Annotated in this window: 11 protein-coding genes; 6 read left to right on the top strand and 5 right to left on the bottom strand. The window is 72.6% G+C overall.

The window, feature by feature from the left end; all coding sequences use genetic code 11:
- Positions 1 to 150 precede the first annotated feature (150 nt).
- The 5 genes from IE274_RS03845 to IE274_RS03825 form a co-directional block, all read right to left on the bottom strand.
- The gene (locus IE274_RS03845) at positions 151 to 1,461 is read right to left on the bottom strand and encodes a DUF58 domain-containing protein (RefSeq protein WP_190114045.1); all 1,311 of its coding nucleotides are present in this window, start codon (positions 1,459 to 1,461) and stop codon (positions 151 to 153) included.
- Positions 1,461 to 2,441, bottom strand: a complete 981-nt coding sequence (locus tag IE274_RS03840) for an AAA family ATPase (protein WP_372447253.1) — start codon at positions 2,439 to 2,441, stop codon at positions 1,461 to 1,463. The genes IE274_RS03845 and IE274_RS03840 overlap by 1 nt, the downstream gene beginning before the upstream one ends.
- The gene (locus tag IE274_RS03835; protein WP_229909143.1) at positions 2,441 to 3,898 is read right to left on the bottom strand and encodes a DUF4350 domain-containing protein; all 1,458 of its coding nucleotides are present in this window, start codon (positions 3,896 to 3,898) and stop codon (positions 2,441 to 2,443) included. The genes IE274_RS03840 and IE274_RS03835 overlap by 1 nt, the downstream gene beginning before the upstream one ends.
- Positions 3,895 to 4,608 carry a DUF4129 domain-containing protein gene (locus tag IE274_RS03830; protein ID WP_190114151.1) on the bottom strand — a complete coding sequence of 238 codons (714 nt, stop codon included), beginning with the start codon at positions 4,606 to 4,608 and terminating at the stop codon, positions 3,895 to 3,897. Before IE274_RS03830 ends, IE274_RS03835 begins: the two co-directional genes overlap by 4 nt.
- Positions 4,609 to 4,753: 145 nt before the next feature.
- Positions 4,754 to 6,079 carry a DUF7847 domain-containing protein gene (locus tag IE274_RS03825; protein ID WP_190114043.1) on the bottom strand — a complete coding sequence of 442 codons (1,326 nt, stop codon included), beginning with the start codon at positions 6,077 to 6,079 and terminating at the stop codon, positions 4,754 to 4,756.
- Positions 6,080 to 6,246: 167 nt separating this feature from the next.
- On the opposite strand from IE274_RS03825, the gene mtnA reads away from it, so the two are divergent.
- The 6 genes from mtnA to hpf all read left to right on the top strand — a co-directional run bounded on the left by mtnA (position 6,247) and on the right by hpf (position 15,141).
- The gene (gene mtnA, locus IE274_RS03820; RefSeq protein WP_190114042.1) at positions 6,247 to 7,428 is read left to right on the top strand and encodes an S-methyl-5-thioribose-1-phosphate isomerase; all 1,182 of its coding nucleotides are present in this window, start codon (positions 6,247 to 6,249) and stop codon (positions 7,426 to 7,428) included.
- Between the two features lie 335 nt (positions 7,429 to 7,763).
- Positions 7,764 to 8,453: a two-component system response regulator MtrA gene (gene mtrA, locus IE274_RS03815; protein ID WP_189176211.1), complete on the top strand. Its 690-nt coding sequence runs from the start codon at positions 7,764 to 7,766 to the stop codon at positions 8,451 to 8,453.
- A gap of 1 nt (position 8,454) precedes the next feature.
- The gene (mtrB, locus tag IE274_RS03810; RefSeq protein ID WP_229909141.1) at positions 8,455 to 10,878 is read left to right on the top strand and encodes an MtrAB system histidine kinase MtrB; all 2,424 of its coding nucleotides are present in this window, start codon (positions 8,455 to 8,457) and stop codon (positions 10,876 to 10,878) included.
- Complete coding sequence (locus IE274_RS03805) at positions 10,868 to 12,733, top strand: LpqB family beta-propeller domain-containing protein (protein WP_372447252.1); 1,866 nt, start codon at positions 10,868 to 10,870, stop codon at positions 12,731 to 12,733. Before mtrB ends, IE274_RS03805 begins: the two co-directional genes overlap by 11 nt.
- 380 nt (positions 12,734 to 13,113) lie before the next feature.
- Positions 13,114 to 14,136 (top strand): ComF family protein, encoded by a 1,023-nt coding sequence (locus IE274_RS03800; protein WP_190114040.1) that lies wholly within the window; start codon positions 13,114 to 13,116, stop codon positions 14,134 to 14,136.
- 315 nt (positions 14,137 to 14,451) lie between these two features.
- Entirely contained in the window at positions 14,452 to 15,141 is a 690-nt protein-coding gene (gene hpf, locus IE274_RS03795) for a ribosome hibernation-promoting factor, HPF/YfiA family (protein WP_372447251.1), read from the top strand.
- Positions 15,142 to 15,201: the final 60 nt, after the last annotated feature.

The following is a 15,201-nucleotide window of genomic DNA, read 5'->3' as shown; positions in this document are numbered from 1 at the left end:
GATGGTACTGCAGGGGGGACCCTGTGGGAGAGTAGGACGCCGCCGAACTAATTTTGATAAAGCCGTATCCCCCGAGTTTCGACTCGGGGGATACGGCTTTTTTTTGCGTTCCGGTGGCTTTCTCTTCTTCCTTTCCCACGGCTCGTTGTCTCACAGGCGGCCCGCTGCCTTCAGGGACAAGTAGGCGTCAGCCAGTGCGGGCGGCAGATTGTCGGGGGTGGCGTCGACGACCGTGACGCCGTGGCGGGTGAGTTGTTCCGCTGTGCGTTGGCGTTCTGCCTGCGCCTGGGCTGCTGCTGCCGCGTCGTACACGGCCTCTGCCGTTCCCCGGGACTTCGCCATCCGGGTGATGTGCGGGTCGGCGACCGAGGCGACCAGCACCGTGTGGCGCTGCGTGAGTCGGGAGAGTACCGGCAGCAGGCCCTCCTCGATGGGGGCCGCTTCGAGGCTCGTGAGCAGCACGATCAGAGAGCTTCGGGGGGCGGCGCGGAGCGCTGTCGCCGTGAGGCCGCGGGCGTCAGTCTCGACGAGCTCGGGTTCGAGGGGGGCCAGGGCGTTGACGAGGGACGGCAGCACATCGCCTGCGGCCTTGCCCTGGACCAGGGCGCGTACCCGGCGGTCGTAGGCGAGGAGGTCCACGCGGTCGCCCGCGCGGGAGGCAAGGGCGGCGAGGAGGAGAGCGGCATCCATCGACGCGTCGAGGCGTGGGGCGTCGCCGACGCGGCCCGCGGAGGTGCGGCCGGTGTCGAGGACCAGGAGGATGTGGCGGTCCCGTTCGGGGCGCCAGGTGCGGACGGCCACCGAGGACTGACGTGCGGTGGCGCGCCAGTCGATGGAGCGGGTGTCGTCGCCGGGAACGTACTCGCGGAGGCTGTCGAACTCCGTGCCCTGACCGCGGATCAGCACGCTGGTGCGGCCGTCGAGTTCACGCAGGCGGGCCAGTTTTGACGGCAGGTGCTTGCGGCTGGCGAACGGCGGCAGGACGCGGAGAGTCCAGGGGACTCGGTGGCTGCCCTGGCGGCTGAACAGGCCCAGGGGGCCCTTCGAGCGGATCGTGACGCGGTCGGCCCGGTGGTCGCCGCGGCGGGTGGGGCGCAGACGGGTCGTGATGCGGCGGCGTTCGCCGGATGGGACGTCGAGGGGGTTCCTGGACGCGGTGACCTCGGTGCCCGGCCGCCAACTGCTCGGCGGCCAGGCGTCGCGGACCTCGGCGCGCAAGCGGCGGTTGGTGGGGTTGGTGACGGTGAGCTGGACGTCCGCGGGCTCGCCGAGGCGTACGGAAGTGCCGCCGGAGCGGGTCAGGCCGAGGCGACGTACCGGAGCGGCCAGGGCGAAGTCGCAGGCGCAGGCCAGGGCCAGCGGGGCGTTGACCGCGAGGATGCCGGTCCAACTGGGCTCCACGATGCCTACGGGGAGGGAGCCCAGGGCCGCCAGGAGCGCGGTGCGGCCGGTCAGGGGCATCAGCGGGGCACCGGGACGTGGGCGAGGATCGCGTTGATGACCGAGTCGGCCGTCACGCCCTCCATCTCGGCCTCGGGGCGCAGTTGGACGCGGTGGCGGAGCGCGGGGAGGGCGAGGGCCTTCACATCGTCGGGGATGACGTAGTCGCGGCCCGTCAGCCAGGCCCAGGCGCGGGCCGTGGAGAGCAGGGCTGTGGCGCCGCGCGGGGACACGCCGAGCGTGAGGGACGGCGATTCGCGGGTGGCGCGGCAGATGTCGACTACGTAGGCGGTGATTTCAGAGGAGACGGCTGTCTTCGCGACGGCCGCGCGGGCCGCCTCCAGGTCCTCGGGGCCCGCCACGGGGCGCACGCCGGCGGCGCGCAGGTCGCGCGGGTTGAAGCCGTCCGCGTGGCGCGTCAGGACGGCGATCTCGTCCTGGCGGCTGGGCAGGGGGACCGTCAACTTCAAGAGGAAACGGTCCAGCTGGGCCTCGGGGAGGGGATACGTGCCCTCGTACTCGACCGGGTTCTGGGTGGCGGCGACGAGGAACGGCTCGGGGAGGGGGCGCGGGGTGCCGTCGACCGTGACCTGGCGTTCCTCCATCGCTTCGAGGAGGGACGACTGGGTCTTGGGCGGGGTGCGGTTGATTTCGTCGGCGAGCAGGAGATTGGTGAAGACCGGACCCGGCTGGAAGGAGAACTCGGTGGTGCGGGCGTCGTAGACGAGGGAGCCCGTGACGTCGCTGGGCATCAGGTCGGGGGTGAACTGGACGCGCTTGGTGTCGAGTTCGAGGGACGCGGCGAGGGCGCGTACGAGCAGGGTCTTGGCGACGCCCGGGACGCCTTCGAGCAGGACGTGGCCGCGGCAGAGCAGGGCCACGACGAGGCCGGTGACGGCGGGGTCCTGGCCGACCACGGCCTTGGAGATCTCCGTGCGCAGGGACTCCAGGGAGGAGCGGGCGCCGCCGGAGCTCCCGGCGTTGTCAGTGGTCGGGTCCATCATGAAGTACGTACCTCACTTTCGAGGGCGTCGAGTTGGTCGGCGAGGGCGATGAGCCCTGCGTCGTCGCCGGGGGGCGGGCCGAAGAGGAGGGGGAGCAGGTCCTGGCCGGGCGTGCGGAGACGGCTGGTCAGGGCGGACAGGAGCGCTTCGGGCGTATGGGCCTGGGCGGTGGGGACGCCGATGAGGGGGGCGAGTCGGGTGCGGGTGGCCGCGCGCAGGGCCGCGGCGGCGCGGTCGCGGGCGTCGGCCTTGCGGTAGAGGCGGGCGCGGCCCTCGGCGGTCTCGGAGGCGCGGATCGCGACGGGGAGTTTCTCGGGGACGAGGGGGCCGAGGCGGCGGGCGCGCCACAGGGCCGCGAGGACGGCGGCGAAGGTGAGCTGCAGCGTGCCCCAGAGCCAGCCGGAGGGGATCAGGTCGAAGAAGCTGTCGTCGGCTGTGTCGTCGACCGCGTCGTCGGAGAGCGAGGGGAGGTACCAGACCAAGTGGGGGCGCGAACCGAGCAGTTGCAGGGCGAGCGAGGCATTGCCGTGCTTGTCGAGGCGGTCGTTGTGGAGGATGTCGGGGGCGCCGAGGACGACCGTGTCGCCGCGCGCCGGGGACTTCTCCGGGGTGTTCCCCGTGGTGCCTTCCTGGGCTTCCTGTGGGGTGTCCTCCGGGTTGTCGCCGGTCTCCGGAGAGCCGTCCTTCGCGGTCGTGCTGGGGAGTACGAGAAGGCTGGGCAGGCCGTCGTAGCGGTAGCAGGACTCGGCGCCGGGGGCGAGGGAGTCGTAGCGGATGCCGCCGACGTCCGCGGAGCCGGCGCGGCGGGCCGCGGGCAGGTCGCAGTCCGGGGACAGCGTCGAGTCGTCGCTGGGGGTGGCGTCCGCGGCGACCCCGGGGGCGAGCTTCGCCACCGACGGGGTGCCGGGGGCGACCAGGACGGTGCGGCCGCCGGAGCCCTCGGTGGCGTCGTGCAGTTGGGACTGCTGACGGTCGGTGAGCAGGTCCGGGTTGGCCACCAGGAGGGTGGTGTCGGGGCCCGCGGCGGACCGCGCCTCGGCGGTGGTGGTGACGACGCGCGTGGACACGCCCCGGTCGGCGAGGAGTTCGGCGACGGCGCGGCTGCCGTAGGGGTCGGCGGAGCGCGGATCGAGTTTGCCGTGCTCGGCGTTGGAGCGGACGGCCGCGATGGCGACGGCGGTTCCCAGGAGGACGACGGCGGCGAGAACGATTCCTCGGGTGCGGGTCCAGAGCTGGCGGGGGGTGGGGGCCGTCGAGGTCGACGGGGCGTCCGGTGGTCCGCTGACGGGGGTCGATCCATCGGCAGGGGGCGGGCCGTCGGTGGCCGGTGCGGGGGCGGCGGTGGGCGTGGCGGGCGTGCTGGCGGGTGCTCCGGGGGCGCTGGTGGGTGGCCCGGCGGGGGCCTGGGGCGTGTGGGGCGTAGGTGTGGGCGGGGTGCCGGGGGAGTCCGTCATCGGATGGCTCCCCAGGAGGCGCTGGCCGGGGCGTCGGGTGTGGTGGTGAGGAGCGGCTTGGTGTGTTCCAGGTCGCGGTCCAGGTCGGCGAGCCGGTGGTACGCCGCTTCCGTGGCCGTGCGGCCTCCGTACGTCACGTCGTCGAACTCCAGAGCCGCCGCGTGCAGGCGGTCCTCGTGGCCGGGCAGGGGGCGGGCGGCCTCCGCGGCTGCCTCGTCGGCGGTGCGGCCGGGGCGCGGGTCGAGGAGGGCGCGTTCCTCCAGGGAGCGCACGATCGCCCGCATCCGCTCCTGGAGGGCCTGGGTCCAGTGGCCCTGGGCCGCGTGCGTCTCGGCGGCCGTGCGGTGCTCGGCGGCGCTGCGCGGGCGGTCGTCGAAGAGTGCCGCCGAGGTGGTGGGCGTGCGGTGGGGGGTGCCGAGGCGCCACCAGAAGGCCGCGGCGACCGCCACCACCGCGAGCACGATGACGACCAGGCCGATCACACCGCCCGGGGCCGCCCCGGAAGCCGCGCCGAACAGGTCGTCGACCCAGCCCCAGAAGCGGTTCAGGGCGCGCTGGAGGAGGCTCGGGTCGTTCTCGTGGTACATCGGCTTGGACAGCTCGCGCTCGGCCGCCTCCCGCGCGGGGCCGCTCGGGATCGTCACCGGGGGGTCGTCGCCGGTGCGGGGCAGCGTCACGCCCGTACGGATGCCGGAGCCGGGGGGTGACATGCCCACCGCGACGCCGGTTCCGGGCGGCACCACGGCCGCCCGGAAGCCGGGGCGCGGCGGCGCGGAGGCCGCGCCGAAGAAGGCGTGCGGCAGCCGTGCGGCCGCGCCGAGCACGTCGAGTACCGCCCCCGCCGGCGTCACCGCATCAGCTCCCCGGTGTGCCGGGGGCGTCGGTGGGGCCGTGGCCCGGCACACCGGCGGCGCGGGCCAGTTCGAGGTCGAGGGCCTCGCGGCGGATGCGCTGGTCGATGTAGAGGAGCACCGTGACCCCGGCGGTGATCGGGAACGTCAGCATGGAGCCGATCACCTGCCCGATGCCGCTGACGATCAGGAAGGTCCAGCCGACGTCGCTCGTGCTGCTGTCCAGGAAGCCGGACACACCGTCGCCGCTGACCGCGCCCGCGATGAGGGTGAACGGGATGCCGATGATCGACACGACGACGTTCGTGATGACCATGGCCAGCAGGTTGATGCCGAAAACCCGCCACCAGGAGAGGCGCACCAGCTTCGTGGAGCGGCGGAGCGCCTGCTTCACGCCCTGCTTCTCCAGCATCAGCGCGGGGGAGGCGAGGGAGAAGCGGACCACCAGCCAGACGGCGACGACGCCTGCCGCGATCCCGCCGAGGAAGATGAGGGCGATCCCGCCGTCGCCCCCGCCGGCGAGCGTGACCAGGAGGCCGGGCACGGTGCCGACGGCGACCACGCCCATGGCGATGAGCGGCAGGAGCAGCGTCAGACCGAGCAGCTTCCACAGTTGCGGCCGCGCGTCGCGCCAGGCCTCGGCCGTGGTGACCGACTTACCCAGCACGGCCCGGCTCGTGACCATCGTCAACAGGGCGGTCGCGACGATCGTGCCGAGCAGCATGACGACGATGACGACACCGAAGCCGAGGAGCGTGTCCCGCAGGGCGCGCGCCACCTCGCCGGAGGTCGCGCTGGAGTCGTCGAGGGCCTCGAGGCTGGTGTTGTCGTTGAGGACCAGACCCTGGAGGAGGACGAGGCAGAGCTCGGTGACGACGGCGACGGTCAGCGAGATGCCGAGGACCGTGCGCCAGTACGTACGCATCGTGGAGACCGCGCCGTCCAGGATCTCGCCGACGGCCAGCGGGCGCAGCGGGATGACGCCGGGCTTGGCGGCGGCCGGCGGGCCCTGCCAGGCGCCCCAGCCGCGGTACGGGCCACCGGGGCCACCGGGACCGCTGCCCCAGCCGGGCCCTCCGGAGCCACCGGGACCGCCCGGGCCGCCGGGACCTCCGCCCCAGCCCTGGCCGGGAGGCGCGGGCGGTGGTGGGTTCTGGCCGGGGGCCGGCGGGCTGGGCGCGGACCACTGGGCGGGCGGCGGCTGCTCCTTGGACCACTTCGAGCCCGGGCCGCTCGGCTGGTCCGCGGGCTCGTCGGACCCCTTCTTGCCGGGGTCGTGGCCGTCGGAGGGGGCAGATCCGGGCGAGGCCCAGCCCGGAGTGTCGTTCATCGTCGCTCCTTCACAGTGCCCGTCCGCCGTCGCGGCGGCAGGTTGGCAGCCATCGTGCCACGGGGCGGTTGCCCCGGGGCCAGGCGCGGTGCCGCGGAGGCCGAGCGCTGGCGCTGTATGGGCTGCACACCTTCTATTGTCCGGCGGGTAGCGGGCAGACTGGGCGGATGGCTGATCAGTACGCGCAATCCGGCGAGGCCGTGCGGCCGTCCGAGATCCCTGAGATCCCCGCGATCCCCGCGATTCCCGCGATCCGCTGGGACGAGCCACCGGAGGGGCCCGTCCTCGTCCTCCTCGACCAGACCCGGCTGCCGGGTGAGGAGAGCGAGCTGGTGTGCACCGACCCACCCGCCCTGGTGCAGGCCATCCGGACGCTCGCGGTGCGCGGGGCCCCGCTGCTCGGCATCGCGGGTGCGTACGGCGTCGCGCTGGCCGCGGCCCGCGGCTTCGACGTGGACGAGGCCGCCGACGCCCTCGCGGGTGCGCGGCCCACCGCGGTCAACCTGGCGTACGGCGCGCGCAGGGCCCAGACGGCGTACCGCGAGGCGCTGGCCGGTGGCGCGGACGAGCGGAGGGCGGCGGGGGCGGTCCTCGCCGCGGCGCGGGCGGTGCACGCGGAGGACGCCGAGGCCAGCGGGCGGATGGCGGTGCACGGCCTGGCGCTGCTCGACGAGCTGATGCCCGGCGGCGGCCACCGCGTCCTCACGCACTGCAACACGGGGGCGCTGGTCTCCGGAGGCGAGGGCACGGCGTTCGCGGTGGCGCTCGCCGCGCACCGAGAGGGGCGGCTGCGCAGGCTGTGGGTCGACGAGACCCGGCCGCTGCTCCAGGGCGCCCGGCTGACGGCGTACGAGGCGGCGCGCAACGGCATGCCGTACACGCTGCTGACCGACAACGCCGCGGGTTCGCTGTTCGCGGCCGGTGAGGTGGACGCCGTGCTGATCGGCGCCGACCGGATCGCGGCCGACGGGTCGGTGGCCAACAAGGTGGGGAGCTATCCGCTCGCGGTGCTCGCCCGTTATCACCACGTGCCGTTCATCGTGGTGGCGCCGGTGACGACCGTGGACCCGGAGACCCCGGACGGGGCCGCCATCGAGGTGGAGCAGCGGGCCGGCCATGAGGTGACGGAGGTCACAGTGCCCTTCGTGCCGGTGGCGGGGACCGGGGCGGAGGCGGGCGGGGGGATCGCGGTGGCGCCGCTGGGGACGCAGGCGTACAACCCGGCGTTCGATGTCACGCCGCCCGAGTTGGTGACGGCGATCGTCACGGAGGAGGGTGCCGTCTCACCCGTGACGGCGGAGGGTCTCGCCGAGCTGTGCGCCAGGTCGCGCCAGGTGACGATCAGCTAGTAGAGGGACGTCGTGAGGCGGTGACGTCCCCTCTCCGTGGCTCTGTACAGTGCCCGGCGGTCATGGTCGTGATCGCTTTGCTCTGTTCGCTGACGGTCATCGGACTGGCGGTCGTCGCCGTGCTCGGCATGGACTTCTTCGTCAACCTCGTGGAAGCTCTCAGCGGATAGCTCGGCGTATCTTCGCCGGCCGTGCGGGCAAGGTGATCCGGGCCCGGCATCCGTTACTGACATCAACGGTCGCGAACACGGGCAGACACCAGCGGGCACACGCGGTTAACGTCGCTGGTCAGTGACCTATCTCACCACCGTGTTCGCTGCCGTTATGAGAATGGGATGATGTCAGGCATGAAGGGACGAGTCCTTGTCGTCGACGACGACACCGCACTGGCCGAGATGCTCGGGATTGTGCTGCGTGGTGAAGGTTTTGAGCCGTCGTTCGTAGCTGATGGCGACAAGGCGCTGGCCGCTTTCCGGGAGGCCAAGCCCGATCTGGTGCTCCTCGACCTGATGCTGCCCGGCCGGGACGGCATCGAGGTGTGCCGCCTGATCAGGGCGGAGTCCGGGGTGCCCATCGTCATGCTCACGGCCAAGAGCGACACCGTGGATGTGGTGGTCGGTCTGGAGTCGGGGGCCGACGACTACATCGTCAAGCCGTTCAAGCCCAAGGAGCTGGTGGCCCGCATCCGTGCGCGGCTGCGCCGTTCCGAGGAGCCCGCGCCGGAGCAGCTGGCCATCGGTGACCTGGTCATCGACGTGGCGGGGCACTCCGTGAAGCGGGACGGGCAGTCGATCGCGCTGACGCCGCTGGAGTTCGACCTGCTGGTGGCGCTGGCCCGCAAGCCGTGGCAGGTGTTCACGCGCGAGGTGCTCCTGGAGCAGGTCTGGGGCTACCGGCACGCGGCGGACACCCGCCTGGTGAATGTGCATGTGCAGCGGCTGCGCTCCAAGGTCGAGCGCGACCCGGAGCGTCCGGAGATCGTCGTGACCGTCCGTGGCGTCGGTTACAAGGCCGGACCGAGCTGACGTGTCCCGGGACAGTTCCTCTCCGGCGCCCGGCGAACCGGGAACGCGGCCGGGGCGGGCTGTGCGGCCGTCGAGCCCGCCGCGGCGCGGTCCGCGGTTCGGGGCGCTGGTCGACAGCGGTCTGATGCTGCAGGGCGGCGTGCAGGGCAGCAGCCCGCTGCTGCGGCTCTTCACGCGCTGGGTGCGCCGCCCGCTGCTGCCGATGATGCGGCTGTGGCGGCGCAACATCCAGCTGAAAGTCGTCGTCACGACGCTTCTGATGTCGCTCGGTGTGGTGCTGCTACTCGGCTTCGTCGTCATGAGCTCGGTGAGCAACGGCCTGCTCAAGGCCAAGGTGAACGCGGCGCAGAGCCAGGCCGACGGCGGTTTCCGGGCCGCCCAGGAGCAGGCCAACACCGCTCACCAGCCCACCGGCCAGGGCGGTGACGCCGCGGACGGTCCCACCGCACAGAACGCCGCCGTATGGCTGTCCGAGCTGGCTGAACAGCTCGCCAGCGGCGGCCAGAACGCCTTCTACGTAGTCACGCTCAGCTCCAGCGCGAGCGACAGCGGCAGCGTGCGCGGGCCGCGGGCCTCCGGCGGCGTGGACCCGATCGAGAGCGTCCCCGTGGACCTGCGCGACCGGGTCGACGGCGGCTCGCTCGCGTACCAGAGCAATACGCGCATCGACTTCATCGACCACCGCGAGTCCCAGCCCGGCCTGGTCATCGGCAAGCAGCTCAGCGACCTCAACGGCGACTCGTACCAGCTCTACTACCTCTTCCCGCTGACGCAGGAAGAGGAGTCGATGAACCTGGTGCGCGGCACGCTCGCCACGGCCGGTCTGTTCGTGGTGGTGCTCCTCGGGGCCATCGCCTGGCTGGTGGTGCGTCAGGTCGTCACGCCCGTGCGGATGGCGGCCGGGATCGCCGAGCGGCTGTCCGCGGGGCGCCTTCAGGAACGGATGAAGGTCACCGGGGAGGACGACATCGCGCGCCTCGGTGAGGCCTTCAACAAGATGGCGTCGAATCTCCAGCTCAAGATCCAGCAGCTCGAGGAGCTGTCCCGGATGCAGCGGCGGTTCGTCTCCGACGTGTCGCACGAGCTGCGTACGCCGCTGACGACCGTGCGGATGGCCGCCGACGTCATCCATGAGGCACGCGTGGACTTCGACCCGGTGACGGCCCGCTCCGCGGAGCTGCTCGCCGACCAGCTGGACCGCTTCGAGTCACTGCTCGCCGACCTGCTTGAGATCAGCCGGTTCGACGCGGGCGCGGCGGCCCTGGAGGCCGAGCCGATAGATCTGCGTGAGGTGGTACGCCGGGTCGTGGGCGGCGCCGAGCCGTTGGCGGAGCGCAAGGGCATCCACATACGGGTCGTCGGCGACCAGCAGCCCGTCGTCGCCGAGGCGGACGCACGGCGGGTCGAGCGGGTGCTTCGCAACCTCGTCGTCAACGCCGTGGAGCACGGCGACGGCAAGGATGTGGTGGTCCGCCTCGCGGCCGCGGGCGGCGCCGTCGCCGTAGCGGTGCGGGACTACGGGGTCGGGCTCAAGCCCGGCGAGGCCACGCGCGTGTTCAGCCGCTTCTGGCGGGCCGACCCGGCACGCGCGCGTACCACCGGCGGGACGGGCCTCGGGCTCTCCATCGCCCTGGAGGACGCGCGCCTGCACGGCGGATGGCTGCAGGCCTGGGGCGAGCCGGGCGGCGGGTCGCAGTTCCGGCTCACGCTGCCGCGCACGGCCGACGAGCCGCTGCGGGGCTCACCGATACCGCTGGAGCCCGACGACTCCCGCCGCCACCGCGGCCTCAACGGCGCCGGGCTGCCCCTCGGGGGCGGTACGAAGCGGGCCACAGTGCCCCATCAGGCGCCCCCGGACCGGGTGCCGCCGCCCGTGCCCGCCAAGGCGCCCATCGCGCCCCGGCTGGCCGCGTCGGCCGCCCTGGACGTGGATCCGACGGCGCTGCCGGGCAGCGGGGCGCGGGTCGTACCGCGACAGGCCTGGGAGGAGTCGGGGGCGGCCTCCGGAGTGGGCGGGGAGTCCGCTGCGAGCCTGGCGGTCAGGGACGGATTCGAGTCCGGCGTGGACGACGCGTCCGTAGCGGGCGGAAGGTTCGGCGCGGACGTGGAAATCGGCCTCTACGGAGAGAGCGATTCGCATACGGGTGCCGCAGCGGCCGCGGAGGCCGATGCGGACACCGTCGGCGACGGCTCCGTAGACGGAGGTGCCCCGGCGGACAGGGACGTCCCAGCGGGTGCTGACGTCGTCGTGGACAGTGATGCCTCGACCGGCGGGAACGCTGTCGTGGACGGCGACGCCTCCGGCGCGAACGCAGGCGCGGACAGTGACACCCCCATCAGCACGGATGCGTCGGCGGACAGTGACGTCCCCACCGGCGCGGACGCCGTCGCGGGCAGGGAAGAGGAGGCCTCGCGTGGGCGCTGAGGGTCAACTGCGGGGGCGCATACGCCCGCTGCGCACCGGAGTGGTGCTCGCCGCGTGCGGCGTGCTGGTCGCCGGATGTGCCGCCATGCCCGACGAGGGCAACATGAAGAAGGTCGACGCCTCGCAGCGGCCCGACTCGCAGTCCCAGGTGCGGGTGTACGCGATGCCGCCGCCCGAGGACGCGGGTGCCGTCGACATCGTCCAGGGCTTCCTTGAGGCGCTGACCAGCGACGACCCGGACTTCGCGATCGCGCGGAAGTACCTCACGAAGAAGGCGTCCCAGAACTGGCACCCGGAGCGCTCCACCACGGTGCTCGCCGACGGCCCGAACACGGTCGCGGACAACGTGGGCAACAACAGCGAGGGCGAGCGCACGTACTCGCTGACCGGCCGCAGGCTCGCCACGGTCAACGCGCAGCGCGCGTACAAGCCCGACGCGAAGCAGTACCGGCAGGCCGTGCACCTCACCCAGCAGAGCGGCCCGAACGGCCCGGTGTGGCGCATCGACGTCCCGCCCTCGGGCGTCGTGATCGGCGAGTCCGACTTCGAGCGGAACTACCAGGCCGTCAACAAGTACTACTTCGCGTTGCCTCCGGGGAACGTGAAAACCCGTGACAGGCCCGGCGGGCAGCAGGGGCTCGTCGCGGACCCCATCTACGTACGCCAGCGCATCGACCCGCTGACCGAGACGGTGCGGGCGCTGCTCGACGGCCCCAGCAACTGGCTCGCGCCGGTGGTGCGTTCGGCGGTCCCGATAGGTGCGCGGCTCGCCTCCGGCACCAAGTCGCTGACGCCCGACGACAAGAACAAGCTGGTCGTGCCGCTGAACGACCGTGCCGACACGCTCGGGCACGATCAGTGCACGCAGGTGGCCGCCCAACTGCTCTTCACGCTCCAGGACCTGACGGCCTCCGGCGTGGAACAGGTGGAACTGCAGCGCAGAAACGGCTCGCAGCTGTGTGTCCTCAGCAAGGACCGCGCCGAGACCGTCGCGCCGCACCGCACGGCGGACCTCCCGGCGTACCAGTACTTCATCGACGAGAAGAAGCGCCTGGTCCGGATGCCCGGGAACGCGGGCAGCAACGCCGCGCCCGAGCCGGTGACCGGGCCGTTCGGCGACGAGGAGCAGCCGCTGCGCTCGGCGGCGGTGTCCCGCGACGAGGAGCACGCGGCCGGGGTGTCCCCCGACGGGCGGCGGCTCTACACGACGTCGGTGGTGTCCAAGTCCACGCTCGGCGGGCCGGAGCTGCGCTCCCACGCCAAGTCGGAGAAGGACGGCCTCTCGACGCCCAGTTGGGACGGGCGGGGCAACCTGTGGGTGGCCGACCGGGACCGGAAGCGGCCGCGGCTGCTGTGGCTCTCGGAGGGCACCGGCGAGCCGGTCCAGGTCCGCGTCCCCGACCTGAACGGGCGCATCGAGGCGGTGCGGGTCGCGGCCGACGGGGTGCGGGTCGCGCTCCTGGTGACGAAGAACGGCGAGACCAAGCTGCAGATCGGCCGCGTCGAGTGGACGGACGGCAAGGGCGGACAGCCCGACATCTCCGTCGTCGAACTGCTTGAGGCGGCACCGCAGATGGAGGAGGTCACCGCCATGTCCTGGGCTGGCGTCAGCCGCCTCGTGGTGGTCGGCCGTGAGTCCGGCGGTGTGCAGCAGATGCGGTACGTCCAGTGCGACGGGTCCGCGCGGACGGGGGCGACGCTGCCCGGCCTCACCGGCGCGAAGGAGATCGCCGCGTCGGAGGACGAGCGGCAGCCGCTGGTGGCGCACTCGGACGACGGGATCGTGCGGCTGCCGTCCGGGGCGCAGTGGCAGACCGTGGTCAAGGAGGGGACGGCGCCGATCTACCCCGGGTGAGGGGTTCCTCTTGGTCTGGAGGGCTTCCCTCCGGTCCGGGTGAGTGAGTCGGTGGTGGTCGGGCTGGCCAGGCTGGTCTGCGTGAGTCGGTGCTGGTCGGGCTGGCCCGGGTGTGCCGATGCTGGCCGAGGTGAGCCGGACCTGGCCGGGCTGGCCCGGGTGCGCCGGACCCGGTCGGACGGGGGCGGTTCCGCTCCTCGTCCTCATCCGCACCCGCGCACTCCCCGTGCCCTCGCCGTCGGGCCTCGCGTTCCTTCAGCGCGTGGTCCCTCCCACCTCCAACAGCGCTTCGTCCCAGGTCAATCGGGGTGCGCCGAGTTATCCACAGGTGGTTGTCCACAGGGGTGGCCGGGCGGCGTGCGGGTTGGCACAGTGGGGACATGCGGGGGTGGTGGCAGGACCTCACGGATCTGGTGCTGCCGGCTGACTGCGCGGGCTGCGGGCGGCCGCGCGTGGCGCTGTGCGCCGGGTGCCGGGCCGCGCTGTGCGGGGCGGCGCCGCGCGGGGTGCGACCGGACCCGGAGCCGCGTGGGCTGCCGGTGGTGCACGCGGCCGCGCCGTACGGGGAAGCGGTGCGGGCGGTGCTGCTCGCGCACAAGGAACGGGGCGCGCTGCCGCTGGCGGGGGTGTTGGGCGAGGCCCTCGCGGGGGCGGTGTTGGCGGGGCTCCGGGCCGCGGAGGTGGACGGGGCGGAGAGCGTGGCGGCGGACGGGGCCGTGGGCCAAGTCCCTGTAGGGCCTGTGCTGTTGGTTCCGGTGCCGTCCGCGCGGCGGTCGGTGCGGGCGCGCGGGCACGACCCGGTGCGCCGGATCGCGTTGGCGGCGGCGGGGGAGCTGCGGCGGGCCGGGATGCCGGTGAGCGTGCTGTCCGTGTTGCGGCAGCGGCGCGTGGTCGCGGATCAGGCGGGGCTCAACTCCCGGCAGCGGCAGGCGAACCTGTCGGGCGCGCTGGAGGTGGCGGCCGGTGCCGGGCGGCTGCTGCGGGGTGCGGGGCGGATCGTCGTCGTGGACGACCTCATGACGACGGGTGCCTCGCTGACCGAGGCGGCGCGGGCGTTGGGAGGCGTATGTGGCGTACACGGGGTAGGCGACAGGGCAGGGGGCGAGGGGGACGGCGAGAGTGCGGAGGGCGCGGAGGGTGCCGAGGGCCGGGTGGGCCAGCGGGGTCAGGAGGAGGTGGCGGCAGGGGTGACCGGCGAGGGCAGAGGGAGCGACAGGATCGGACGGAGGACACAGGTGGCGGCGGAGCGCCAGGTCGGGTTCCGGCCAAGCTGGAGCGGCCGGGACGGCGTCGTGGGGAGGGCCGGGAAAGGGCGTCCGGCCAGCGGAATGGCGCGCTTAAACATCATCCAGGCAGCAGTTGTCGCCACTTCCGCGACTTCTTTCGAAATAAACCGGAACTGACCGAGAACTTTCATCGTTGCAGGTAGTGAGAGGGCCTATCCACCCGAATGGAGGTACGTGTCAGTAGAGGGTGACGACATCCGTCCGGGCGAGATATGTTCGGTTGTGAGGAACGGCGGACTGCGCCCCTCGCATATCGGAATGCTGGTCTCTGGGTTCTCCGTAATCACCCGGGGCCGGTGGGGTGGAGATCTTGTCCACGGGGGAGGAGGAGGTGGAAGTCACCGAGTCCGAGGCTCCGGGAGTTTCCGGGGCCTGGTGCAAAAGGGAGAAGCTCCGCCGAAGCAGCGGAGCTATCCGGGAACGGAGTTCTGCGTGGACATCGTCGTCAAGGGCCGCAAGACCGAGGTGCCCGAGCGGTTCCGCAAGCACGTGGCCGAGAAGCTGAAGCTGGACAAGATCCAGAAGCTCGACGGCAAGGTGATCAGCCTCGACGTCGAGGTGTCCAAGGAAACCAACCCGCGTCAGGCCGACCGTTCCGACCGCGTGGAGATCACCGTCCGTGGACGTGGACCCGTGATCCGTGCGGAAGCCTCGGCGTCGGATCAGTACGCGGCGCTCGACCTGGCCACCGCCAAGCTCGAGGCACGACTGCGCAAGCAGCACGAGAAGCGGCACAACAGGCGCGGCAACGGCAGGCTCACCGCCGCTGAAGTCGCCACCCAGGTCCCGGACGCGGCGCTTCTCAACGGAGACGGCAGCCTGGTCCGTGACGAAGAGCCCGAGGGCGTGCCCACCACCAGGATCGGCTCCCTGGAGATCCAGGGCGAAGGCCCCCTCGTGGTCCGCGAGAAGACGCACGTCGCGGCGCCCATGTCCCTCGACCAGGCGCTCTACGAGATGGAACTGGTCGGACACGACTTCTACCTGTACGTCGACTCCGAGACCAAGGAACCCAGCGTCGTCTACCGGCGGCACGCCTACGACTACGGCGTCATCCGCCTCAACACCGACCCCATGGTCACGCACCCGCAGGCCGGCGGGAGCGGGGTCCTCGGCGGCTGACACTCCCTTCGCGGAGCGCACGGAAGGGTGCCCCTGGAGCGCTGGTGCGCCCCCAGGGGC

This window comes from Streptomyces flavofungini, from assembly GCF_014650815.1.
Classification (GTDB): domain Bacteria; phylum Actinomycetota; class Actinomycetes; order Streptomycetales; family Streptomycetaceae; genus Streptomyces; species Streptomyces flavofungini.
Note: the sequence above shows the minus strand (reverse complement) of the source record. Positions and strands in the feature narration are given on the sequence as shown.

What these genes read in the sequence shown, in the direction of transcription:
- mtrA (WP_189176211.1), top strand. Translation starts at nt 7,764, where the DNA reads ATGATGTCAGGCATGAAGGGACGAGTCCTTGTCGTCGACGACGACACC.
- IE274_RS03845 (WP_190114045.1), bottom strand. Translation starts at nt 1,461, where the DNA reads ATGCCCCTGACCGGCCGCACCGCGCTCCTGGCGGCCCTGGGCTCCCTC.
- IE274_RS03830 (WP_190114151.1), bottom strand. Translation starts at nt 4,608, where the DNA reads ATGTCACCCCCCGGCTCCGGCATCCGTACGGGCGTGACGCTGCCCCGC.
- IE274_RS03840 (WP_372447253.1), bottom strand. Translation starts at nt 2,441, where the DNA reads ATGGACCCGACCACTGACAACGCCGGGAGCTCCGGCGGCGCCCGCTCC.
- mtnA (WP_190114042.1), top strand. Translation starts at nt 6,247, where the DNA reads ATGGCTGATCAGTACGCGCAATCCGGCGAGGCCGTGCGGCCGTCCGAG.
- IE274_RS03800 (WP_190114040.1), top strand. Translation starts at nt 13,114, where the DNA reads ATGCGGGGGTGGTGGCAGGACCTCACGGATCTGGTGCTGCCGGCTGAC.
- IE274_RS03835 (WP_229909143.1), bottom strand. Translation starts at nt 3,898, where the DNA reads ATGACGGACTCCCCCGGCACCCCGCCCACACCTACGCCCCACACGCCC.
- IE274_RS03825 (WP_190114043.1), bottom strand. Translation starts at nt 6,079, where the DNA reads ATGAACGACACTCCGGGCTGGGCCTCGCCCGGATCTGCCCCCTCCGAC.